Below are 19922 nucleotides of genomic sequence, written 5' to 3' on the forward strand. Positions count from 1 at the left end.
TTACCCTCTTTCTCATCCAGAAACTGATCGAGAATCACGGGCGCGGAAGCCCCGGCAAGAATCAAACCAACGACCGCTGCGCTCAGTTTATTCTTCAGCTTTGGTGACATTGCCATTAAGTCGGTCCTCCCTTTCCTTTTGCCTGTAATACCAGTTCACTGCACAGGTGATTACCGTGCATGCGATACCGACAATAATCGCCCAGTCGCTCAGGCTTAACCCTGCAATTCTGTCGGCCAACATCCAGGACACCTCTTTTGCTGTTTTAGCTGTTTCGGCATATGCCTTCGCTGATACACCGCAGCCGGTCAGCGTGGTACCTGTTCCATATGAAAGTCTGCTGTAAATGGTGCTCATTCTGGTCATAGCCTCACCTCCGATTTTTCGGATGGCGCTGTGTGTGTTTGAAAAGGGTCAGGCTTCACGGGCTGGATTTATTAACAAAGCACGTAGTGGATGCTTCCCGTGAGCCTGAAATAAAAGAGGCCACCATGCGGGAGCCTCAAAGTAAGTCCGATTGTCTAGTTTGGTGGAGTGAGTGGCCCTTCTAGGACCTCTGCCTCACCGTTATGGCAAGTATCATCACCTCTGGTCAGATGCCATACCCCTGTAACGACTTTCCCCGTCTCCAGGTCATCTACAGTGTCGTTCGTCTAATAGGCCACCTGTACAACACCTAAATGGTGAATCCAGTAATACCCTTCCTTCATATCGCCCCCAATAACTAAAAATTATACTGTAAAGGAAAGCTCATATGCTGTTTGTGCAAGAAAACACAGCGGCCAAGAGTGAGACGTCCCATTAGTTCACTGTCAGTTTTCTCAGAGAGAGGCATTCTCATACTCACGTTTTTTACGAGACTTTTTCTAGTGCTATTCACCGCTCAACACTATCTTCTCAGTGACTCATCACAATCAATCTATACGCGTTATCTTACTAATGGCTATATCAATTCAGTCACCGATATTTTTATCAGCCCACATATTTTCACAAAATTAAGATTTCCTGGGCAAATTAAGGTAAAGTTGAAGTCCATCCATCAAGGAAAAGCCTATGTCAGAACGTAAAGACTCTAAATCACGCCGTAACTATCTTGTCAAATGCACCTGCCCAAACTGTACCCAGCAATCTGAACACAGTTTTTCAAGAGTACAAAAAGGTTCCCTTTTAATCTGCCCTCATTGCAATAAAGTATTCCAGACAAATCAAAAAGAAGCAGCCTGAATCTGTTTGAGATACCGTTTCTCGCACAGAGTCACTACCATCTGTATTTTAAGATTGATCAAGCTACAGATAATAAAAAACCCGCTGGCTGCGGGTTTAGTATTTTCATATTTAATGAATAGCAATTATGGTGATATCTGGGAAAACCATCCCCTTGCGTACTTTATCGTGTAAAGCAAGCAGTCAGTCTCTACCGTTATACTTTTCGTGCAGTGAACCTACACTCAACGACAATGGTCAGCATACTTTCTCATTCGAGATTGAGATGAAATATGCTTACCGTTACCTTTAATGCCGGATCAGTAACATTTTAACTCTACTGATCCAACAATACTTCCATTACTTCTGTCAGTATGTCTACTCAGGTCTAAACCGTCTTCGTTATCGCATATTAGTTTAAGTTCAGAAAAAATCAGGCTGCAACAACGTTTTCGGCTGAAGGCCCTTTTGCACCAGCAGTAATACTGAACTCAACTTTTTGGCCTTCATTCAGTGTTTTAAAACCACCACTTTGAATGGCAGAGAAGTGAACAAACACATCTTTGCTACCATTATTAGGAGTAATAAAGCCAAAACCTTTAGACTCATTAAACCATTTTACTAAACCAGTCATTTTATTAGACACAGATCATTCCTTAAATTCTATGTAGCCTTACGGCGAAAAGGTTTTCGCACACAATCTAATTAGTAACGATAAGAAGGCTCAAAAGGAAGGATTATCAGTGGATAACGCTTGAGATGAGAACTGCTTTACTAAACCGCTTTAATGGGTCTGTGTACCAAAACAACCACTCATTAATCACACAACCCACAAACAATAGCAAGTTATTTTTTATTAAATTGTTCAGAACATCTTAGAAATGGATGCTGTGACAGCATAATCAGTGATTTTTTTGACCTCGATAACATATGAGTGATTGTCCCCTTTATGAACAGAAACAGAATACATCATTTTTATCAAGCACCTATAAAGAACTTTCAATCACTCTGAAAAAATCCAGTAACGAGGTTTTGTTCTATGTTTTCGTAGTCCAGGGAATTGGTGGTAACAAAGGAAATTATTTAATCCAACCAAAAAAATATTTACAAAACTATGCAACTTTTATTTCATACATGTGTATTATTAGGTAAAGGAAATCAGAACTTTCAAAGGAGAAAAAATGCAACGACAGAAAATGATATCATCAAAAATAAAATTTGTTGGTTACTACCCATTAGAAAAAATCCTCGAGATAGGATTCGTTAACTCTTCAACCTTCCAGTACGTTGGTGTCCCACAAAGCATCTATAATTCTTTTCTAGCAGTACAATCTAAAGGTCGTTTCTTTGATGGCGTTATTAAAGGTAAATTCTTGTGTCGTAAAACCGGATGATTCAAGAAAACTACTCTTACTTAATTCCTGAAAGTCGTTTTTATTGCTTCCGGTTGTTGGTGTCCATTTGCACAGGAGGTTGATATCCCACAGAACACTATTCTCATCAACTTCATACCCGTCATTAAAATGAATCTTTGCAATACGGGAATGCTTACAGTTTTCGAGTTCTTAGAAAATAAAACCCCGCCCAGGCAGGGTTTCAATGATTAATTTCGTGCAGGCGCTATACCCCACGATTCAAATCGTACAGGACAGAAGTATGCAAAGTCAACACTATCATGCGAAAACTTGTCGGCATCTGTTCCGATCGTATTAATTACTGGTTACTTTCTCAAATTCTGATGATGCGTGACGCTCTCCCTTGTGCAATACATCAACAAGCATTTCATAGAATGGTTTCCAGTTACGCGACCATGAGGACTGATGGAGATCCGGGAGGCGTTTCAGAATGGTTCGGTGTACCGTCGCAGAGGAGATAGCAGAGAATCCATTACCAGAGCAACGTTCACACGTTTTGAAAACCGGTGCGCCCCGCTCTTTAGTCGCTTTAAGGTCGAGTACCTCCCCCTTTCCACCACAGCGGCATCGGGCGCTTATAGCTCCCTTCCCTTCGCAAACGTCACAAACAGCGGGCACAATCTCTGTAACCTCTGTCCACTGCTCCCAGTCTGACGGACGAACGGCTCGCGAACGGCTGGCCCAATACGGCGCTTTACCCCACGGGTAAGATACTTTGCGCGTGGTCTCTGTGCGATATGTTCTCCCGCTACCGCTGCAACTGTGACACATCACGCTGGCTGCAGCCGAACGGGAGTATTCAGCAAAGGCAAATTGCGCCAGCATCAGCATGCACCATTCGAACTCACCACCGGCTGCTTTGCGCACGTTCTTTGGTGCTGTCTTCATCGCATGGCGCGCCAGCGCCTGTACAGCCAGTTGTTCATCCGATTTACTGATACCCGCCTTACCAAAGAACGCCGCCAGACCGAACCGCGCGCGGCTGCTGGTCGTACCGATGGCTACCATAACATCGGTCCCGGTAATCCGATCGGGAGAAGTATCTCTCACACTATCTGAGATGTGCATACTCTGTGGGCTGAAGTGTTTAAGCGAAGATTCCAGTTTCATTATTCGCCCCTCTCAATTGATTAAATTAAAATCTGTCTGGTTTAGCCCCATGCTTTTGATGCCCGAACATCCCATATATGAGCATCATTTTCGTAAATGGCGTCCATCAGGGCTTTTATCATGTTGTCAAAATCAGGTTTTACCTGGTGTGGTTTACCGTTGAACTCAGCCTGTTTCTTTTTGCTCCAGCTCGCTGGCATCGGAAGAATGAAGGTGACATGCGAACCGCTTTCCGGCAGTTCAACCCGCTTCAGACGAACCTCATCACAGAAAGCACGGTAACGCAGAACCTCGGGGCGATTTTTCCATGTGTCAGCGCGCGTCATTCTGGGCTTGTCGACAGGCGTGATTTTATATTCAGGCATGAGTCGATTCCCCCAGTTCATAGAGAACCTGCACCAACAACTCTGTTTCAGTACCGTAACTGTCTTCCCATAACTGGCGGCCAGCATGAATGGCTACGCCGTGTCCGCCCTGGCGGTGATGGATTGGGCAAAGAGGAATAACTTTGAAATAGTCAGCGCGCTGGCCAATTCCCTGACCAGTTCGGATGTGATGTATCTCTGCTGGGGTTTCACCCAGTTTCAGGTTTTTGCAGACAATACAGCCCAGCCCGGCTACGCGGGAAAGGTGGAGTTTTTCAGATTTATTTTTTGATCTACTCATGCTGAACCACCAGCACGAACAAAGACACCGCTCACGGAGAAACGGTGTGATTGGGATATTTCAGCTTTATACGCCATCGCTATTTTCCGGTTGGCGCAGTGTGACTCAGTGGGCTGTTCAGACCCGTTTTTGAGTATAACCCAACATATCAGGCATCTGAAACAGGAAGACCAGCTTTCTTTCTTGCTTCATCCAGTGCCCGCAACGACGTAACAAATTCATCTTTGCGCAGCGCGAATCCCCTTTCTACCCTGCCCTTTACGATATAAATCAGAACCGGGCCAGTATGCTCCGGCAGTCCGGGAATTAAATCATCCGGAATTTGCATGAGATGCCCCTTGCGGTGATATCCACACCGTTAAGCCAACGGAAATTGCTTCTTAGCAGCAGCGCGGCGTGCAACGAGAAATTTAGCAATCAGGCGTAACAAATGGCGGCCAAGGCTGCCTTCGAGGGGTGATCAGTTAAAAAACCATTCATCCGCACTTTCCCACGTTTCCTGCAGGATTTCTTCAATACGTTTTTTATCGCTCTTATCGCCTCCGATGACACTTAATCCATCAGAACCGGTTCGACGTATCGTTGATTTACAGGCTGAATAGTCTTGGCTGATTCGACGCAAAAGTTCCTTTTCAAGCGCTGGCACAGCTCCTTTCGGAAGCTCCTTAGTGCGATCAATTGTAATTTCAACTTTCATGATTCCCTCCGCCTTGAGCCACTGTACATTCATACAGTATACCTATTGAACCTCATATTCAAGTGGTTAATAGCACTTTTCGCCAAAGCCATGCCGTTGTATACACTAAGTTTTTCCGAATATTCAGAACTTATTAATTAAGAAGGTTGAAGCGGAATGAGCAAGAAAAAACCCGCCGAAGCGGGTTGTTAGTATGAGTGCGTTGAGGATAGCCGTTTGTTTTTGGCAGCAAAACGGGATTAGCTAACTTTGCCTCCAGTTCTGCTATGCGCTTCTCTGCGGCTTCCAACTTGGTCTCTGCCCGGTTCGCACGCTCGCCCTCAGATTCTGCTAACTGGTGGTAATGCCACTTTTCCCCTTCGTATGCGCTGGCGTAGCCTTTTTCTTTCTCCAGCTCATCCAGCAAGCCTTTAAGCTCATCAGTCGAAAGGTGCAAAAGCTTTACCCCGGATTTAAGAGCCGTATCGAGATAGTTGCGCATACGCAGTACCTGTTTGTTGAGTGCTGTCATTGGGCCTCCTGGCTAACTTTTTCGACAAGTTCAATCCATTGCGGCTCCAGCCGTTCTTCGGCCCGCTCCCGGCTACCAGCCGGACAATCCAGCTGTACGCGGTGGCAGTTGTAGGGGCATTTCAGTCCGCCGCGGTGCCAGCCGAACTGATCTTTTTTAAATGCGTATTCCGGCGAGTTTCCACAGGTCGGGCAGCGTGGTAATTCAGACCGTTTCATTGCGCCAACTCCTGCATCAGCGCCCCGTGCTTGCGAATGCTACGAACGGCTTCACGAAGTTTTTCCAGGTTGGCCAGCTTCGCTTTCGTGCGGCGAATCTCACTTGAGATACCGCGTACCGTTGGGATCAGCAGATCGTCAGGACGGCTGACGAAAGCGGGGATTTCCCCAACAATTTCAGTGACAGATTTTTCTGGTACCGGTGGAGTTGATATCTCCGGTTCCCGCTGTGCAGAGCTTTTGTTTTTCACTGGCCCAGCGGCCGGCACCGAATAAACAAACTTACTGCCCACTTTTTCGCGGATGATCCGCCCTTTTGTCATGTGGTGGGTCAGCATTGGCGCCACACGTTTTGACTCAATACCTGCCAGTGTTGCCAGCTCAAGGGATGTCTGTGGTCCATGTTTCGCCAGTAATGCGATGACGTCGCTGACTGATACACTTGCCGGCGCTTTGCTGACAGAACTGATCACTTCAGGCTGTGATTTAACTTCCCCGGTAGCAACTCTCCAGTACCCGTTAGCCTGAACAACCTCGTTACGTTCTTCGTGTTCACGCAGCATCCCGATCACCGCCGCAGGCTCAATTTTCATGCGCGCCGCAATTTCACGGGTAGTCGCTTTTTCCATCGCTTTCAGTACGTCTAAAATGGTTTCCATAAAATTCTCCTGGTTAAATTAAGCCAGCCGCTTTACGGCGTTTGTATTCTTCAAGCAGCTGCTGCGCGGGTGTCGGTCCTGCCGGATGAAGTGGCGCCGCAATCTGTTTTCTTACCGGAGGGATCTGTTTGCCGTCCTCCAGGTGTTTTTCCCACTTCGCCAGTTGGTCCGCTGCCAGTCTCTCCAGCTCGGGTTGCGTCATTTGTCGCTCAACCCCAGTTCGGCGAAGTTCAGTGCAAATCTGGTACAGGACCGGATTACATTCGCGGGCAATGAAATATTCCTCAGTGCTGGCGTAACGGTAAGATTCGTTGCGCCAGTTCCTGTATTCCGCCATAACGTCCGAAACCTTCAGTCCAAGCTTCCCACCGTCACAGTCAGCCACCAGCGTCACGAACTCAGCCAGGTCAGGTGGCCATGAATTACCCGCTGCACAGCGAGCAACCACCGCGTTACAGACGCTCGTCATCCGGTCGCTGGTCAAATTCCCAATCTGAGCAATCCATAGGTCCGACGGAGCCGATCCGTTTTTGGTTTCCCATCGACTGGAGTAAATTTCCAGCATGAGAACCCAGAACTTCCAGGCCTTCTCCTCGAGCGCGGAGTTGTGCAGCGCGTGCTGCGCGTGCTCGCTGTACAGCTGCGTTTGCTGTGGAGTTTGGATCCAGTCCTGCATGTGAGTTACCTCGCGGTTTAGTGGGTTTGGCCTGTTGCAGGTGGCGGGCAAATTTCTGCTCCCACTGCGACTGGTAAAAAACTTTGTTCTCTGGTTGCCAGTAGGCAATGAAGCTGTTCAGCTCGGCTCTGAGGTTCAGTCCATCCGGGATCGTTATGCCCCAGAATCCAACGCGCTGGCGGAAGTCAGCCGACGGTTTCCAGTCAATGGTCATTGGGACCTTCCCAAATGACTCTCCGGCGGGAAAATTCATACCAGGTTGTCCAGGGTATTCAGGAACCGGGTTGTTATTAACTGGTTCGACCTCTTCCCCTCGCGTGTTATGTGTGGGGTTTAATGACGGATCAGGTTTTAATGACGGATCGGGGTCAATTTTTGGGGGGGTTAAATCGCTGTTTTCACCAATTTTTGACCCCTCAATTTTTGACGGGTCAAAATCTGCCCCCTTACTATCCTCTTTTAAGGGGCCATTATTTGACGGGTCAAAAATTGACGCCTTATCTTCCTTCCCTGCTGGCAGGCAACGGGAACCTTTCTTTTGGGCTCTCTCTTCCCGTATTTTTTTACGCCCCTCTGCTGCCGCTTCTTCAAGTTTTGCGATATCAATCTGATAAACATTTGTCAGATTTCTGCCGCCCAGCTTGCGTTCTGTTTTTTTAATCCAGCCGCCCTTAACAAGCTCAGCTAAAGCAGTTTTTATTGTCGTATCGCTTTTAGCGCCGATCTCAATCCTGAGCGTCTCAATCGCTGGCCACGATATGCCGTCAGCATTGCTGTAATCAGCCAGGCGGGCCATAAGCGCAACGCGGGAAATTCCCAATCCAGCAGGAGCGCATCCTTCCCAAACAAGACCGTGTAATTTGCTGCTCACGACTGCACCTTTCTAAATTTCAAATCAAACTCTCTCCGGCCTGTCTCGCAGATGTCCTGATAACCTTCGTATCGGTACATAACCCGAAGATGAGAAACTCTCATTACCGTCACCATGCGTCCGCGTTCGTTGCGGTATTTCATCCCCGGAATCAGTTCAGCGCTGCGATCGACTGTCTTCGCCGGTACTTTGTGCTTCATCGCATTTTTCATGCGGTCTACTTATTCCTGGGCAAGCATGGGAGCCTCCTGTTACGCCGCGCGCGGACCAATATGGTTGAACTGGATGCTGACGCCGGGGATGAGATCGGCCAGCGCCTGAATCGCCTCTGCCGTTTCTTTGCGGATAACCTGCATGGGCTTACCAGTCAGCACCGCGCTGGTCGCCTCGATGCACTCGCGGTTCGCAATGGCCACCAGGTTATGTAAGTCATGTTGGCCAGCCAGCTCTGCATCCATCGCAGCCCTGATTGCTGGTGCCAGCGCAGCTGCCTGACCACGATAGTTCGGCGTGTCATTTCGAAATGCCCGCTGGATTATCTGCGTGTTGTTGTGCAGGCGGCGCGTATACTCTGACGGGTCAACGACATCCGCCAGGCTGTCCAGCAAATCACCGTAGTGATGCGAGGTAATCAGCGGGACAATCTTTTTCCAGCCCCCTTTCCTGCCATCCTTCATCGCCCACTCTTCCAGCTCGATAGCCAGCAATTTGATCTCGTTGATTTTCATCAATCAGATTCCTTCTTGGTTGTGCAGGTATTCTGTTTACCAAGGCGTTTGGCCTGGCGGTAACGGTCATAAACGTCTTTGTCATAAATGAGTACGCCTCCAGAGGCTTCTTCCAGGCGACGGGCCCGACCTTCTGGGACAAGAGTTCCCCATTTGTAAAACGAAGGAAGTTCAATTCCCGCCGCCAAAGCTAGTTTTGTCTTACTGCCGAAAAATTGGAGTGCATCTTTTGTTAACATATTTCACCCGTGCAATTAGCCATGGCTAATAACATATACACAAGCCATAACTTGATCAAGTGATATTAGTATTAGCTAACTATGACAATGACACCGCAAACCATCGGAGAGCGCATAAGAGCGCGCCGGAAAGAGCTAAAGCTCACACAGAAATCTTTAGCAAAAGCCCTCAAGCTTTCTGACGTTTCCATTTCGCAGTGGGAGCGGGACGATAGCGAGCCTACGGGTAAGAATCTGTTCGCCTTAACAAAAGTGCTAAAGTGTTCACCGACGTGGATTCTCTTCGGCGATGAAGATCAATCCCCAGAAGAACCAACTGAAATCCCAATCGTTTTAGATGAAAGAAAGCAGGAACTATTCGACTTGTTTGACGCCCTGCCAGAGTCAGAGCAAGAAGCCCAGTTAGAACAACTGAGAGCAAGAGTAGAAAACTTCAATAATTTGTTTAACGAGTTACTCGAAGCCCGCAAAAGAACCAAGAAAAAATAATCATTTAAATATCAAGTGGTTATTTTCTTTTTCACCCCGAAACCAAGCTTTAACTAATTTTTGTCTTGGTATAATAATTAGCAATAGCTAATCTAAATCCCATCAAGTAACCACACGCAGTGATTACTCAGAATCAAAATGTTCCGCTTACCCTGGCGATACAGGGGAAAACAGATTTGAAGATTTAATGCAAAACAGGTGTCTTCGGGAGGGGTTGCGAAGCTGGCTTGACCACCAGCAACAGAAACTCAGCCACGATACGGAGCCGTTAACCCACGGCGTGGAGTGTAAATACCGTAGGGGTTGTAGCTGGTTGGTCGCCAGCGCCCCGCCCGAAGATACCTACCACCGCGCCTGATGTGGTTAAAAGCAGGCCAAAGCAATAACAAGTAACTCCCTGTTCTGGCGGCCCGGTGTTTTCCCGTATGTATCCGGTCACCGCCAGCTTTTTCAGGGAACAACATGCAAGCGCACTCCTTCACTTACCAGTTATGGGTGACAGGCGTGAAACAGGCGGAGTGCGCTTGCAGATGTGATTAGTTGCTGTGTGTGCCGCGTGGTCTTTGCCCATCTCCCACGATGGGCACCTTTTTTACCGGAGGGTTTATGAAAAATTCACAGCCAGTTATACCGGACGGGGATCCTGATGTGGAAAGCTCAGTAAATAATTTTATTTATCAGTTAAGCGTTCCTGTTTTTCGCGACCGCCTTACAACTGAACTTGAAGCACTGTACGAACAACAGAAAGCTACTCTCGATCACACTGAATCTCTGCTCAGGATGGTGCGTGCCAATGGTTAAATTTACCAGAGAAGATATTGCCCAGCGCACAGCTGAAGCTGAATATAAAAAAGCTGTGGCTGATATAACCGGTGTTCAAAAATATAAAGATGAGGCGGTGCTGGATATGTGTTTCATCAAAGTAATGACCAAAATAGTTAATGACCAGAGGGTTAATATTAGCGAGTTTTTACGCTGAACTTTTATTTACCCCCTTCGATAACCACAAACAATTAAGAGAGTTTTTATTTATGTCTTAACTGGCAGGGCTAACTATACCCATCGATGATGGCCCTGTCATAACCAGCCATGCAGGGAGGGTAAGTGACACTTGAGTGCTGTCCGTATTGCAAAAAATGGAGTTCTGATGACTCCATGTATAAATCAACAAAAAGAATGCATAAGAGAGTAGTGACTGCTTATTTCTGTAGCCTTGAGCATGCTATCTCCTACAAACAAATTCATGAACCGCGGCGCTGCAATTTAAGCAGAAGCAATGCGCGCCATTCACATAAACATTATTGAGGTTGTTATGACTATTGAATTAAATATTTTTTCTGGAATGCTCGAACCTAAAAAGGGTTCGCTTGATAAAAATAAGGATCTTCCCGTTTACGCTGGCGCTGTGAGAGCAAAAAACAAATCCGCGGCACAGGTGATGTTACACGGAATTTTCCTGCAATCCGCGCCTGAACTTGCTGATGATTATTTTAAACCAAAGGTGTGGGAGGATGGCGAAGGCATCCCGCGCCCGAAACTTATGGGGGTATTAATCCCTGATTTTTTCTCTGATGAAATAGTCTGGAATGCTGAAACAGGCAAACCTGAACGTGTGCTGGTTGAGCCTGAACTTGCCGATGATGGCAATCAGATGAACGAAGGACAGACAGAAGAAAAAATGACGGCAGTTAAGCCGCTGCCAGCCAACTATCGCGCCGCCAGCCTGGTGCTGTTTGGGCCAGTTGAGGAAATCACGGCGACACAATACGGTCAGATTATGGATCTGGTTAATGATGAAGAGAGCAGTCAGGCCCGCGAACTGATGGAAGCTATCTCCCGCGAACCTCGTGTACTGGCACTGCTACCGGAACGCCAGGAAGAACTGCTGGCGCATCTGCGTACAACCCTCAAAGAAACAGCGCAATGGACCGATATCAAAAGGCCTATTAATAAATGGCTTGATACTCCGTCAGCAAAACGCGATGAGAAAAAACCAGGCATGAGCGAACTTGCTACCAGGCTTCGCTATCACACAGCCATGGGAAAATTATCCCGATCCATGGATTTCGACGTGTGCAGTCCTCCAGTTGGCATTGAAATGCGCATCAATACCATGCTGTGCAGTAAAGACGTCGAGATTGATGACTGGTGTGCACCATTTTCACGTACCCCGGGTATTCATGATTATCACCCGGCGTCCATCGTGGCCATCATCAAAACCGCTGATGAAAAACTTCATATTTACCCTGGCGAACTTCGCCAATACATCGATATCTGCATTGCGGGTTTTGACTGCGTTAACCCACCACAACTGGTCATTGATATTGCCTGCGGCCGTACGTCTGCCCCGCTGCCACAAAAAAATGATGGAGCAAAATCTGATGGTAAAACCGAACAGGAAGACTACCGGCAACTTCTGGATGATCATGAAATTGAGATTGCCCACGCACTGAACGACCTGCTTTCCGGACGTACTGACATTATGGGTAAAGAAGAAGCGGAAGGCGTTGTGGCATGCACTGGTCATATTATCGCTGACGTTCTTCCTTTGTTGATCATCGATATCGCCACTACTGAATTTTGTCTGTCGCCCAATTTCAGCGATGAAGAAGTTCACGATGTCGCAACGACAATTCTTGATGGCTGGTCAGATGATGCCGCTGCACGTCAGAAAATCGCCCTCGATGCAATCGTGGAATATCGTCGCCCGGAACCACCGAAAGCAGTGGTGATGGATCCTCCCGTGGTTACCGTTAAGCCGAAAAAGGAACCAGAAACAGTATCTGCGCCAAAACCTGAACCGATGGCCCTCACCTACCGCCAGCAACTGACGCTCGCAGCTCTGCAGGGGATGTGTGCAAACCCGGCATACCGCGGCGATTTTGACGAATTGCCGCACATGGCCGCAGCGTTGGCCGCTGGAGTTATAAGTGCGGAGGCGGAGCAGTGACAGAGAATTTAACCGGCGATGAAGCCCTGATCCGTTCTCTGCACGTCTGTGATGACGGGCGAGACTGGACAGCAAGACTCGTGTGGATGATGGGGGATCGTAAGCGTATTAGCGAACATGCCCATTCTTTACCGCCAGTACTACCACAAATCGTAAAGCCAACGATAAGGCCGAAAGCCAGGAAAAAGCGGCGCCGGGTTAAACCAGCGGTAAACCTGACTGATTTTTGACAATCAACCTGCGCCAGCTGCGTCACGTATGATCGCAGCTGGCTATCGAGGTGCATATGAAACTTTTATCACTCGAGCGCTGGGCGGAAGAACGCTATGAAGAGCCTCCGCAGATAGGAACCCTCAGAAAATGGGCGCGTAACGGTAATATTTACCCGCCTCCGGAAAAAGAGGGTACAGAGTACAAAGTCAGGCCCGATGCCATTTTTATCAGGCCAAACAAATACTGTAAGACTGTTAACACAAATCAGAGCAGATACCCGTTAAAAGGGCGATTGATAGAGAGGATTATCGATGGCGAGGCCGGACAAATATGACGCTAATTTGCCTAAGAATCTGACCTATCGTAAAGCCAGGAAGTCATATTCCTGGCGCAATCCCGTCGACGGAAAAGAGATATCTCTGGGTAAAATTTCGCGCAGGGATGCGATCGCCCAGGCCATCGAAGCAAATCACTACATCGATAAAAATTACACTCCAATCGCCCTACTCGAACAGCTGAAAGGTACTAATGAATACACCATGGGCAACTGGCTCGATCGGTACGAAATTATCCTGCAGCGACGCAAGCTGGCGGCCAATACTTACAAAGTTCGTGCCGGGCAGCTGGCGACCATTAGAGAATACTTTGGCGTAATGATACTGGCCAGCATAACCACCCGCGATGTGGCCGAGTTTATTGAGCGCTGGACGGAGTGCGGCAAAACAACAATGGCAGGAACCATGCGATCAGTACTGTCTGATGTTTTCCGTGAGGCCGTTGTGGAAGGGCGTGTTGATTCCAATCCAGTTGACCCAACTCGAGCACCGAAAATTAAAGTGCTGCGCGAGCGCCTGGAATATGAAATGTTTATGGCCGTTCGTGCTGGTGCAGAGCGAATGCCAGCATGGTTCGGCCTGTCGATGGATCTCGCCCTGGTCACCGGTCAGCGTCGTGAGGACGTCGCCCGGATGCGCTTCAGTGACATTAAAGATGACCGACTATACATCGAACAACAAAAAACCGGGTCCTGCCTGGCGATCCCACTTTCACTGACATTGAAAGCATCCGGCCTGAGACTGTCGACCGTCATCGATCGCTGCCGGCTTGTCAGTCGATGCAATTTCTTGATAAGCCCCGGGATCAGAAAAAATAGTGAAGACGGAAGCATAAACCTGGACAGTCTGACAAAAGGTTTTGTGAAAGCACGAAATTTTTCTGGTTTAAAGTTTTCAGAAAACCCACCTTCATTTCATGAAATTCGGAGTCTGGCGGGAAGGATGTATGAGAAGGAATTAGGGAAGGATTTTGCGCAAAAACTGCTGGGGCATAAGTCAGAAAAAATGACTGAGAAGTATCTTGATACGAGAAAAAAAGAGTATGTGCTGATCTAATTTTTCTTCGTAAATGAATTGTGAATGTTAAAAATGGTGTGGTATAACGAATAAAGACCGAATATTAGAATTCGGACAAATTTCGGACATTTTCGGACGTGTGGTCCTAAGTGACTGAAATTAAAGCCAGATAAAAAGAGACCGAATACGATTCCTGTATTCGGTCCAGGGAAATGGCTCTTGGGAGAGAGCCGTGCGCTAAAAGTTGGCATTAATGCAGGCTAAGTTACCCTGCCATTTAAGAATAGATGACAGCGCCAGGTTTTCCAGTCCGCGACTAAAGTGGCCTGAAAAAAAGGACGATTGTCACGCACCCAAACGTAAAAACCGCAAGTTCTCCTGAGAGATCCTTGCGGTTTTTTATTGGAAATCAGAGTGCTACATCTGACAATTAGCAGAGCTTTTCTGCACGCTTCACAAACGGCGCCAGGCTCATTTTTTCGCCCGGTTTCGCCGGATCATCAATCTGGATAATCTCGATCGGCTTTGCCGTGGTTTTCCCGCTCTCCACCTGCTGTCTGGCGACATCATTTAACGGGTATTGCACCAGCGTACTGGGATTGATGACATACAGCGCGTTACCCGGACGGCAGGTCAGCATCACCTCTTCCCGATTAAACGCCCACTTATCTTTACCAACCTCAAAACGGCTGACGGTGATGACCTGTGGCGCAGCCAGTGCGGCCCCGGAGCTTGCCAGTAGTACTAACGAGATAATGATTTTTTTCATGCGTTTTGCCAGTCCATCAATCAGAAAGGTTCGAGAGTTGCAAACAGGCTGACAATCGCCAGCACAACGGCCCCAATTCCCCATTCCAGCTTAGTCATCCAAATAAAATAGAGTGTCATACTGCGGTTATCCTGCCGCATGCGTGGTACCAGAACATACCGATTCACCAGCGCAATCGCCACCATTAGCATTACCAGAGCACCTTTTAACAAAAGTAGTTGCCCGTAAGCCATGTGCCAGGGAACAGAAAAACCGACAATAAACAGCGCATTCATAATACCGGTAAGTAAAACACCGATAACGAAAAGATGCCCGTAGCGGGAGAAACGCATCATGGTGCTGATGGCCTGTTCTCGCCAGCGGCCATGCGCCATTCGCATACAGTAAAGTACGGGGAGCAGGCCACCGAACCAGGCGGCAGCGCATATCAGATGCAAGGCATGGTTAACCTGCTGGAATGCACCAGTAATGCCACTGTGCAGCGTCGCATGCCCGACGCCAGCCAGCAAAATAAACTGCGCAATCGTCAACATTAACAGCCGTCGCGGCATGCTACGCGGTACGATAATAACCACCATCAGCGTGACCAGCGCGAGGATAATCTGCCATAACCAGACGCCGCCAAACTGCGTTTGCAACACCGCGCCCCATACATCTGTAGAGATAACATCCCGCCAGCCTGAGCCCATTAGCCCACCCTGGATCGCCAGCATCAGCGTCGCGCTGATAAAACTCCACGTTGCGGCATGCCGTTGCAGACGTAAAAAACGACGCATCATTAAACGACGAACCGAAACGGGAGCCAGCCATGCGCCGTAAAGCGCACAGCCAAACACCAGCATCAAAGTGGTAAAATGGATGAACCGTAGTGCAACCCAGGTAAATGCCAGCATCGGTTATTTCACGCTAAAGGTATATTGCCCCTTCGTTTTATGACCATCTACGGAGACGACATGCCAGTCGACCGTATATTTTCCGGCTTCCAGCGTCTGAGCAAGCGGAACAATCAGTTGCGTTTTGTCCTGCTCACTGCGCGACGCTTTGCCCGTTTTGATCTGTTCTTTGTTTGGACCGGTCAACGTTGCACCGCTGAATCCTGGCTCTACGCCTTCAGAGAAATTCAGCGTCAACGCCTGAGGAGATGCCGCAACCTCGACATTAGCCGCCGGGCTTTGTTTCGTCAGGTGAGCATGAGCCAGGGCGGCAGGAGTGACCAGAACGCTGGCCAGTACGATGAGAGCGTTGCGAAGCATAGATGCAGATGAAGCCATTTCAACTATTCCTTTTTGTTATGTCTAATCTATAGAGAATAACCTTCTACAATGATCGAGTCGAGAATCATCATTTCGGTCTTGCCATTAATGCACACTCTTAGTAACTTTGCGCGCCGAAAGACAGAGAAAAGGAGAAGCCCATGAACATCAATCTGGCCAAACTTGAACAAGCTGAAATGGATAAGGTCAATGTTGACCTGGCCGCGGCGGGTGTCGCATTTAAGGAGCGATACAATATGCCGGTTGTTGCCGAAGTGGTTGAACGTGAACAACCCGAACATTTGCGCGACTGGTTTCGGGAAAGACTCATCGCGCACCGTTTGGCATCCGTTTCCCTTTCGCGTTTACCCTACGAGCCTAAAGTTAAATAAAACTTATATAACGTTACGATTCCTTACATGATGCCTGCTACAGTATAAGTATATCCTTAATCTATAATTTAAGGATGGTTGTAGACACTATGAAAAGGAAATCATTATGTCACACTGGAAAATCGCAGCAGCGCAGTACGAACCTCTTCACACCTCAGTTACCGAACATGTCGCGCATCACCTGCAATTCATTCAGGCAGCAGCTCAATGCCAATGTGAATTGCTGGTTTTCCCCTCCCTTTCGCGATTGGGTTGTGTTGATGAGCATGACGCGCTCCCAGCCCCACCCGATTTATCGTTGTTAGAACCTCTCGCGCATGCCGCCGCGACTTATCGCATGACGATTATTGCGGGATTGCCGGTAGAGCATAACAATCGTTTCGTAAAAGGGATCGCACTTTTCTCTCCCTGGATGACCTCGCCCTTAACGTTTCATCAGAGTCACGGGGCCTGTATCGCCAGACAGCGAAATGCCATTAGCGTTGTGGATAGCCAACCGGAAGGTATCGATATCGACCCGGCTTATTCCCTGTTCACCAGCAGTCAGTCCGTTAGCGAACCCGAATTGCTCTCCTCCACATCTCGTCTACAGAGTTTCTCGCATAAGTTTGCCATTGCGGTATTAATGGCTAATGCGCGTGGCAGCAGCGCATTATGGGATGAGCGCGGTCGATTGATTGTTCGTGCAGACAGCGGTTCCTTACTCTTAACGGGTCAACGCACGCCACGGGGTTGGCAAGGTGATATCATTCCATTACGCTAATCGTTTTGAGTCAGGAGCATGGCATGTTGCGCATAATAGATACAGAAACCTGTGGTCTGCAGGGAGGCATTGTTGAGATTGCTTCTGTCGATGTGGTTGACGGAAAAATAGTCAATCCAATGAGCCACCTGGTGCGTCCTGACCGCCCTATCAGCCCTCAGGCGATGGCTATCCATCGTATTACTGAAGCGATGGTAGCCGATAAGCCGTGGATTGAAGATGTCATCCCGCAATACTACGGCAGCGAGTGGTACGTGGCGCACAATGCCAGCTTTGACCGCCGCGTGTTACCCGACATGCCCGGGGAGTGGATTTGCACCATGAAGCTCTCCCGTCGTTTGTGGCCGGGGATCAAATACAGCAATATGGCGCTGTATAAATCACGTAAGTTGAGCGTCCAGACGCCGTCAGGTCTGCATCATCACCGCGCCCTGTATGACTGCTACATCACTGCGGCACTGCTGATCGACATTATGCAGACGTCAGGCTGGTCAGCAGACCAGATGGTCGATATTACCGGTCGTCCTGCGTTACTCACTACGTTCACTTTTGGTAAGTACCGCGGAAAACCGGTATCAGAAGTGGCTGAACGCGATCCGGGCTACTTGCGCTGGTTATTTAATAACCTCGACAGTATGAGCCCGGAGCTGCGCTTAACGCTGAAACACTATCTGGATAACGCCTGAGTTTACGCCTGTTCAGGCAGTGTTCCCTGCGCCAGTCCTACCAAAAATGCGTATTCCAGGGCCACGCCTTCGTAAGATTTAAAACGCCCGGATTTACCGCCGTGCCCGGAATCCATATCCGTGCAGAGCAACAGCAGACGATCGTCCGTTTTCAGCTCACGCAGTTTTGCCACCCATTTTGCCGGTTCCCAGTATTGCACCTGGGAGTCGTGTAATCCCGTCGTAACCAGCAGATGCGGATAATCCTGTGCTGTAACATTGTCATACGGGCTGTAGCTTTTCATGTAGGTGTAATACTCTTCGTCCTGCGGATTACCCCACTCTTCAAACTCACCTGTCGTCAGGGGGATTGATTCATCCAGCATCGTAGTTACCACATCGACAAATGGCACCTGCGCAATGACGCCATGGAAGAGTTCCGGGCGCTCATTAATGGCGACACCCATCAACATTCCTCCGGCACTCCCCCCCATGCCATAACAGAGTGAAGGCGCACCGTAGCCCATTTTTAACAGCGCATCGCAGACGTCAAGGTAATCATTGAAGGTATTTTTCTTGAGCAGAAACTTACCGTCTTCATACCACTGCTGTCCTAACTCACCACCGCCACGCACATGGGCAATGGCATAAACAAAGCCGCGATCCAGTAGGCTCAAGCGACTACTGCTGAAATCGGCGTCCATGCTGGCGCCATACGAACCATAGCCGTAAACCAGTAACGGATTTTTTCCTTTCAGGAAATACTTTTGATGATAAACCAGTGAAACCGGAACCTCGGTGCCATCACGCGCGGTGATCCATACGTGTTCGCTGCGGTAATTCACTGCATCAAATCCGGGGACCTCCGTCTGCTTAAGTACGCGACGTTCCCCGGTGTCCATATCCAGTTCAAACAACGTGTCCGGGGTGGTCATGGAGGAATAGCCATAGCGCAGCCGCGATGTCTCCGGCTCTGGATTATAGGCAAGCCAGGTCACATACGCTGGATCGTCAAAAGCGATGCCGACTACTTCGCGCGTTTTACGATTAATCTGTCGCAGGCTGGTTAAGCCTCGCTGGCGCTCCTCCACCACCAGCCAGTCTGTGAACAGCGTAAAACCCTCCAGCATGACGCTATCGCGCGGCGGGATCAGCGTCTCCCAGGCTTGTTCATCTCGCACACGGGTACGGTACAAACCAAAATTTTTACCCTGACGGTTAGAGCGCAGATAAAACGTATGCTGATAGTGATCGAGGCTGTATTCGTGGTCTTTGCGCCGGGCTAAAAAGACTAACGGCTCGGCATCCGCCAGTTCTGCATCAAGCAGCAAAACCTCACTGGTGGTCGCACTGGCGATATGAATAACCACATAGTGAAGCGAGGTGGTTTTATGCAGGCTGACATAAAACATATCATCGGCTTCTTCATACACCAGCTCATCCAGTGACGATGGCGCGCCGACGGTATGCCGCCAAACCTGATACGGAAGCAGCGTGGTTGCATGTTTGCGCACGTAATAGAAGGTCTGTGAGTCATTTGCCCAGACCAGGTCTGCTTCAACGTTGTCCAGCACTTCAGGATACCAGTTGCCGCTTTGCAGATTGCGAAAACGCACGCCATATTGCCGACGAGAGAGATAATCTTCGGCCAGTGCCATGATAGTGTTATTCGGTGATATCGCCAGCCCTCCCAGCGTATAAAACTCACTGTGGGCTGCTCGCTGGTTACCATCCAGCAGGGTGTCCCATCCATCCCACTCTTCACTGAAGGCAGACTGACGCTGGTAAATGGCATATTCGCACCCCGGTTCATAAATATGCCGGTAGCGATAACCATTCTTCACATAAGGGGCGGATGCATCCTGGGGCGGGATTCGGTCGATAATCTCTTTCAGGATGCGATCCTGCAAGGCCTGTTGCGAGGCCATAATCTGGCGGCCATACGCATTTTCTTGTTGCAGATAATCCAGTACTTCCGGCTGCGAGCGGGTGTCATCTCGCAACCAGTAATAATTATCAACACGAGTATCGCCATGCTGCGTCATGGCGTGGGGAATACGAGAAGCTTTTGGTAGCATGTCAT

32 protein-coding genes and 2 pseudogenes are annotated in these 19922 nt (G+C 48.7%); 13 read left to right on the plus strand and 21 right to left on the minus strand.

Going from position 1 to position 19922, the window contains the following annotated elements; all coding sequences use genetic code 11:
- From OGV94_RS06920 to OGV94_RS06930, 3 genes and pseudogenes are all read right to left on the minus strand, one after another.
- Positions 1–116, minus strand: a pseudogene (locus OGV94_RS06920) (lysozyme); the annotation flags it as partial.
- Complete coding sequence (locus OGV94_RS06925; RefSeq protein WP_016150496.1) at positions 88–366, minus strand: phage holin; 279 nt, start codon at positions 364–366, stop codon at positions 88–90. The pseudogene OGV94_RS06920 and the gene OGV94_RS06925, both read right to left, overlap by 29 nt.
- 155 nt (positions 367–521) lie before the next feature.
- A pseudogene (locus tag OGV94_RS06930) lies at positions 522–710 on the minus strand (hypothetical protein).
- A 343-nt stretch (positions 711–1053) separates the two neighbouring features.
- Between OGV94_RS06930 and OGV94_RS06935 the strand changes: the two are divergent.
- On the plus strand, positions 1054–1224 hold the full coding sequence (locus OGV94_RS06935; protein ID WP_162835200.1) for a YnfU family zinc-binding protein: 171 nt from the start codon (positions 1054–1056) through the stop codon (positions 1222–1224).
- Between the two features lie 412 nt (positions 1225–1636).
- Here the strand turns inward: OGV94_RS06935 and cspE are convergent, their stop codons facing one another.
- The gene (gene cspE / locus OGV94_RS06940; protein ID WP_286522939.1) at positions 1637–1849 is read right to left on the minus strand and encodes a transcription antiterminator/RNA stability regulator CspE; all 213 of its coding nucleotides are present in this window, start codon (positions 1847–1849) and stop codon (positions 1637–1639) included.
- Positions 1850–2384: 535 nt separating this feature from the next.
- Between cspE and OGV94_RS06945 the strand changes: the two genes are divergently transcribed.
- On the plus strand, positions 2385–2597 hold the full coding sequence (locus tag OGV94_RS06945; protein ID WP_286502929.1) for a KTSC domain-containing protein: 213 nt from the start codon (positions 2385–2387) through the stop codon (positions 2595–2597).
- 315 nt (positions 2598–2912) lie between these two features.
- Here the strand turns inward: OGV94_RS06945 and OGV94_RS06950 are convergent, their stop codons facing one another.
- The 13 genes from OGV94_RS06950 to OGV94_RS07010 form a co-directional block, all read right to left on the minus strand.
- On the minus strand, positions 2913–3728 hold the full coding sequence (locus OGV94_RS06950; protein ID WP_286522942.1) for an antitermination protein: 816 nt from the start codon (positions 3726–3728) through the stop codon (positions 2913–2915).
- Between the two features lie 41 nt (positions 3729–3769).
- The gene (locus OGV94_RS06955; protein WP_286515843.1) at positions 3770–4093 is read right to left on the minus strand and encodes a RusA family crossover junction endodeoxyribonuclease; all 324 of its coding nucleotides are present in this window, start codon (positions 4091–4093) and stop codon (positions 3770–3772) included.
- The gene (locus tag OGV94_RS06960; RefSeq protein ID WP_286502926.1) at positions 4086–4394 is read right to left on the minus strand and encodes a Ref family recombination enhancement nuclease; all 309 of its coding nucleotides are present in this window, start codon (positions 4392–4394) and stop codon (positions 4086–4088) included. The genes OGV94_RS06955 and OGV94_RS06960 overlap by 8 nt, the downstream gene beginning before the upstream one ends.
- Positions 4395–4542: 148 nt before the next feature.
- Entirely contained in the window at positions 4543–4722 is a 180-nt protein-coding gene (locus OGV94_RS06965; RefSeq protein WP_080625029.1) for a hypothetical protein, read from the minus strand.
- Between the two features lie 132 nt (positions 4723–4854).
- Positions 4855–5091, minus strand: a complete 237-nt coding sequence (locus OGV94_RS06970) for a DinI-like family protein (protein ID WP_286522944.1) — start codon at positions 5089–5091, stop codon at positions 4855–4857.
- A 133-nt stretch (positions 5092–5224) separates the two neighbouring features.
- Positions 5225–5602 carry a GNAT family protein gene (locus tag OGV94_RS06975; RefSeq protein ID WP_286515842.1) on the minus strand — a complete coding sequence of 126 codons (378 nt, stop codon included), beginning with the start codon at positions 5600–5602 and terminating at the stop codon, positions 5225–5227.
- Positions 5599–5820, minus strand: a complete 222-nt coding sequence (locus OGV94_RS06980) for a hypothetical protein (protein ID WP_286515841.1) — start codon at positions 5818–5820, stop codon at positions 5599–5601. The genes OGV94_RS06975 and OGV94_RS06980 overlap by 4 nt, the downstream gene beginning before the upstream one ends.
- Positions 5817–6479: a hypothetical protein gene (locus OGV94_RS06985; protein ID WP_286522946.1), complete on the minus strand. Its 663-nt coding sequence runs from the start codon at positions 6477–6479 to the stop codon at positions 5817–5819. The genes OGV94_RS06980 and OGV94_RS06985 overlap by 4 nt, the downstream gene beginning before the upstream one ends.
- 13 nt (positions 6480–6492) lie before the next feature.
- The gene (locus tag OGV94_RS06990) at positions 6493–6948 is read right to left on the minus strand and encodes a replication protein P (RefSeq protein WP_286515839.1); all 456 of its coding nucleotides are present in this window, start codon (positions 6946–6948) and stop codon (positions 6493–6495) included.
- The gene (locus OGV94_RS06995) at positions 6932–8026 is read right to left on the minus strand and encodes a DnaT-like ssDNA-binding domain-containing protein (RefSeq protein ID WP_095715889.1); all 1095 of its coding nucleotides are present in this window, start codon (positions 8024–8026) and stop codon (positions 6932–6934) included. The genes OGV94_RS06990 and OGV94_RS06995 overlap by 17 nt, the downstream gene beginning before the upstream one ends.
- Complete coding sequence (locus tag OGV94_RS07000) at positions 8023–8238, minus strand: DUF4222 domain-containing protein (protein WP_286522948.1); 216 nt, start codon at positions 8236–8238, stop codon at positions 8023–8025. The genes OGV94_RS06995 and OGV94_RS07000 overlap by 4 nt, the downstream gene beginning before the upstream one ends.
- Positions 8239–8277: 39 nt before the next feature.
- Positions 8278–8754, minus strand: coding sequence for a toxin YdaT family protein (locus tag OGV94_RS07005; protein ID WP_286522950.1), 477 nt, complete (start codon positions 8752–8754; stop codon positions 8278–8280).
- Entirely contained in the window at positions 8754–8993 is a 240-nt protein-coding gene (locus OGV94_RS07010; protein ID WP_286522952.1) for a Cro/CI family transcriptional regulator, read from the minus strand. The genes OGV94_RS07005 and OGV94_RS07010 overlap by 1 nt, the downstream gene beginning before the upstream one ends.
- Before the next feature lie 87 nt (positions 8994–9080).
- On the opposite strand from OGV94_RS07010, the gene OGV94_RS07015 reads away from it, so the two are divergent.
- From OGV94_RS07015 to OGV94_RS07050, 8 genes are all read left to right on the plus strand, one after another.
- Positions 9081–9482, plus strand: coding sequence for a helix-turn-helix domain-containing protein (locus OGV94_RS07015; RefSeq protein WP_267447317.1), 402 nt, complete (start codon positions 9081–9083; stop codon positions 9480–9482).
- Between the two features lie 214 nt (positions 9483–9696).
- A complete protein-coding gene (locus OGV94_RS07020) occupies positions 9697–9840 on the plus strand; it encodes a hypothetical protein (protein ID WP_159137401.1) in 144 nt (47 codons plus the stop codon).
- A gap of 248 nt (positions 9841–10088) precedes the next feature.
- Entirely contained in the window at positions 10089–10283 is a 195-nt protein-coding gene (locus tag OGV94_RS07025) for a hypothetical protein (RefSeq protein WP_071696723.1), read from the plus strand.
- Positions 10276–10461 (plus strand): hypothetical protein, encoded by a 186-nt coding sequence (locus OGV94_RS07030; protein WP_047502010.1) that lies wholly within the window; start codon positions 10276–10278, stop codon positions 10459–10461. The genes OGV94_RS07025 and OGV94_RS07030 overlap by 8 nt, the downstream gene beginning before the upstream one ends.
- Positions 10462–10824: 363 nt before the next feature.
- A complete protein-coding gene (locus OGV94_RS07035; RefSeq protein ID WP_502874122.1) occupies positions 10825–12432 on the plus strand; it encodes a RecE-related exodeoxyribonuclease in 1608 nt (535 codons plus the stop codon).
- On the plus strand, positions 12429–12662 hold the full coding sequence (locus OGV94_RS07040; RefSeq protein WP_220771724.1) for a hypothetical protein: 234 nt from the start codon (positions 12429–12431) through the stop codon (positions 12660–12662). The genes OGV94_RS07035 and OGV94_RS07040 overlap by 4 nt, the downstream gene beginning before the upstream one ends.
- A 56-nt stretch (positions 12663–12718) precedes the next feature.
- Positions 12719–12979 (plus strand): excisionase, encoded by a 261-nt coding sequence (locus OGV94_RS07045; RefSeq protein WP_220771725.1) that lies wholly within the window; start codon positions 12719–12721, stop codon positions 12977–12979.
- The gene (locus OGV94_RS07050) at positions 12957–14036 is read left to right on the plus strand and encodes a tyrosine-type recombinase/integrase (protein WP_286522959.1); all 1080 of its coding nucleotides are present in this window, start codon (positions 12957–12959) and stop codon (positions 14034–14036) included. The genes OGV94_RS07045 and OGV94_RS07050 overlap by 23 nt, the downstream gene beginning before the upstream one ends.
- A 391-nt stretch (positions 14037–14427) precedes the next feature.
- Here OGV94_RS07050 and OGV94_RS07055 read toward each other — a convergent pair whose 3' ends face one another.
- Genes OGV94_RS07055 through yobA form a run of 3 tightly spaced genes read right to left on the minus strand, consistent with a single transcriptional unit; the run spans position 14428 to position 16037 of the window.
- Positions 14428–14766: a YebY family protein gene (locus tag OGV94_RS07055; protein ID WP_286522960.1), complete on the minus strand. Its 339-nt coding sequence runs from the start codon at positions 14764–14766 to the stop codon at positions 14428–14430.
- A gap of 20 nt (positions 14767–14786) precedes the next feature.
- Positions 14787–15659, minus strand: coding sequence for a copper homeostasis membrane protein CopD (gene copD / locus OGV94_RS07060; protein WP_075146021.1), 873 nt, complete (start codon positions 15657–15659; stop codon positions 14787–14789).
- 3 nt (positions 15660–15662) lie between these two features.
- Positions 15663–16037 (minus strand): CopC domain-containing protein YobA, encoded by a 375-nt coding sequence (gene yobA, locus OGV94_RS07065; RefSeq protein ID WP_286522964.1) that lies wholly within the window; start codon positions 16035–16037, stop codon positions 15663–15665.
- A 143-nt stretch (positions 16038–16180) separates the two neighbouring features.
- Between yobA and OGV94_RS07070 the strand changes: the two genes are divergently transcribed.
- The 3 genes from OGV94_RS07070 (at position 16181) to exoX (ending at position 17860) form a co-directional block, all read left to right on the plus strand.
- Positions 16181–16411: a DNA polymerase III subunit theta gene (locus OGV94_RS07070; RefSeq protein ID WP_003034925.1), complete on the plus strand. Its 231-nt coding sequence runs from the start codon at positions 16181–16183 to the stop codon at positions 16409–16411.
- A gap of 106 nt (positions 16412–16517) precedes the next feature.
- Positions 16518–17174 (plus strand): nitrilase-related carbon-nitrogen hydrolase, encoded by a 657-nt coding sequence (locus OGV94_RS07075; protein ID WP_286522966.1) that lies wholly within the window; start codon positions 16518–16520, stop codon positions 17172–17174.
- A 23-nt stretch (positions 17175–17197) separates the two neighbouring features.
- Entirely contained in the window at positions 17198–17860 is a 663-nt protein-coding gene (gene exoX / locus OGV94_RS07080; RefSeq protein ID WP_286522967.1) for an exodeoxyribonuclease X, read from the plus strand.
- A 2-nt stretch (positions 17861–17862) separates the two neighbouring features.
- Here exoX and ptrB read toward each other — a convergent pair whose 3' ends face one another.
- On the minus strand, positions 17863–19917 hold the full coding sequence (ptrB, locus tag OGV94_RS07085) for an oligopeptidase B (protein WP_286522969.1): 2055 nt from the start codon (positions 19915–19917) through the stop codon (positions 17863–17865).
- Positions 19918–19922: the final 5 nt, after the last annotated feature.

Origin of the sequence: Citrobacter sp. Ce006, assembly GCF_030336535.1 — a bacterium.
Taxonomy (GTDB): Bacteria; Pseudomonadota; Gammaproteobacteria; order Enterobacterales; family Enterobacteriaceae; genus Citrobacter; species Citrobacter europaeus.

Coding starts and splice junctions, on each gene's coding strand:
- OGV94_RS06925 (WP_016150496.1), bottom strand. CDS start 366: ATGACCAGAATGAGCACCATTTACAGCAGACTTTCATATGGAACAGGT.
- OGV94_RS06935 (WP_162835200.1), top strand. CDS start 1,054: ATGTCAGAACGTAAAGACTCTAAATCACGCCGTAACTATCTTGTCAAA.
- OGV94_RS06945 (WP_286502929.1), top strand. CDS start 2,385: ATGCAACGACAGAAAATGATATCATCAAAAATAAAATTTGTTGGTTAC.
- OGV94_RS06950 (WP_286522942.1), bottom strand. CDS start 3,728: ATGAAACTGGAATCTTCGCTTAAACACTTCAGCCCACAGAGTATGCAC.
- OGV94_RS06955 (WP_286515843.1), bottom strand. CDS start 4,093: ATGCCTGAATATAAAATCACGCCTGTCGACAAGCCCAGAATGACGCGC.
- OGV94_RS06960 (WP_286502926.1), bottom strand. CDS start 4,394: ATGAGTAGATCAAAAAATAAATCTGAAAAACTCCACCTTTCCCGCGTA.
- OGV94_RS06965 (WP_080625029.1), bottom strand. CDS start 4,722: ATGCAAATTCCGGATGATTTAATTCCCGGACTGCCGGAGCATACTGGC.
- OGV94_RS06970 (WP_286522944.1), bottom strand. CDS start 5,091: ATGAAAGTTGAAATTACAATTGATCGCACTAAGGAGCTTCCGAAAGGA.
- OGV94_RS06975 (WP_286515842.1), bottom strand. CDS start 5,602: ATGACAGCACTCAACAAACAGGTACTGCGTATGCGCAACTATCTCGAT.
- OGV94_RS06980 (WP_286515841.1), bottom strand. CDS start 5,820: ATGAAACGGTCTGAATTACCACGCTGCCCGACCTGTGGAAACTCGCCG.
- OGV94_RS06985 (WP_286522946.1), bottom strand. CDS start 6,479: ATGGAAACCATTTTAGACGTACTGAAAGCGATGGAAAAAGCGACTACC.
- OGV94_RS06990 (WP_286515839.1), bottom strand. CDS start 6,948: ATGACGAGCGTCTGTAACGCGGTGGTTGCTCGCTGTGCAGCGGGTAAT.
- OGV94_RS07000 (WP_286522948.1), bottom strand. CDS start 8,238: ATGAAAAATGCGATGAAGCACAAAGTACCGGCGAAGACAGTCGATCGC.
- OGV94_RS07005 (WP_286522950.1), bottom strand. CDS start 8,754: ATGAAAATCAACGAGATCAAATTGCTGGCTATCGAGCTGGAAGAGTGG.
- OGV94_RS07010 (WP_286522952.1), bottom strand. CDS start 8,993: ATGTTAACAAAAGATGCACTCCAATTTTTCGGCAGTAAGACAAAACTA.
- OGV94_RS07015 (WP_267447317.1), top strand. CDS start 9,081: ATGACACCGCAAACCATCGGAGAGCGCATAAGAGCGCGCCGGAAAGAG.
- OGV94_RS07025 (WP_071696723.1), top strand. CDS start 10,089: ATGAAAAATTCACAGCCAGTTATACCGGACGGGGATCCTGATGTGGAA.
- OGV94_RS07030 (WP_047502010.1), top strand. CDS start 10,276: ATGGTTAAATTTACCAGAGAAGATATTGCCCAGCGCACAGCTGAAGCT.
- OGV94_RS07035 (WP_502874122.1), top strand. CDS start 10,825: ATGCTCGAACCTAAAAAGGGTTCGCTTGATAAAAATAAGGATCTTCCC.
- OGV94_RS07045 (WP_220771725.1), top strand. CDS start 12,719: ATGAAACTTTTATCACTCGAGCGCTGGGCGGAAGAACGCTATGAAGAG.
- OGV94_RS07050 (WP_286522959.1), top strand. CDS start 12,957: ATGGCGAGGCCGGACAAATATGACGCTAATTTGCCTAAGAATCTGACC.
- OGV94_RS07055 (WP_286522960.1), bottom strand. CDS start 14,766: ATGAAAAAAATCATTATCTCGTTAGTACTACTGGCAAGCTCCGGGGCC.
- copD (WP_075146021.1), bottom strand. CDS start 15,659: ATGCTGGCATTTACCTGGGTTGCACTACGGTTCATCCATTTTACCACT.
- yobA (WP_286522964.1), bottom strand. CDS start 16,037: ATGGCTTCATCTGCATCTATGCTTCGCAACGCTCTCATCGTACTGGCC.
- OGV94_RS07070 (WP_003034925.1), top strand. CDS start 16,181: ATGAACATCAATCTGGCCAAACTTGAACAAGCTGAAATGGATAAGGTC.
- OGV94_RS07075 (WP_286522966.1), top strand. CDS start 16,518: ATGTCACACTGGAAAATCGCAGCAGCGCAGTACGAACCTCTTCACACC.
- exoX (WP_286522967.1), top strand. CDS start 17,198: ATGTTGCGCATAATAGATACAGAAACCTGTGGTCTGCAGGGAGGCATT.
- ptrB (WP_286522969.1), bottom strand. CDS start 19,917: ATGCTACCAAAAGCTTCTCGTATTCCCCACGCCATGACGCAGCATGGC.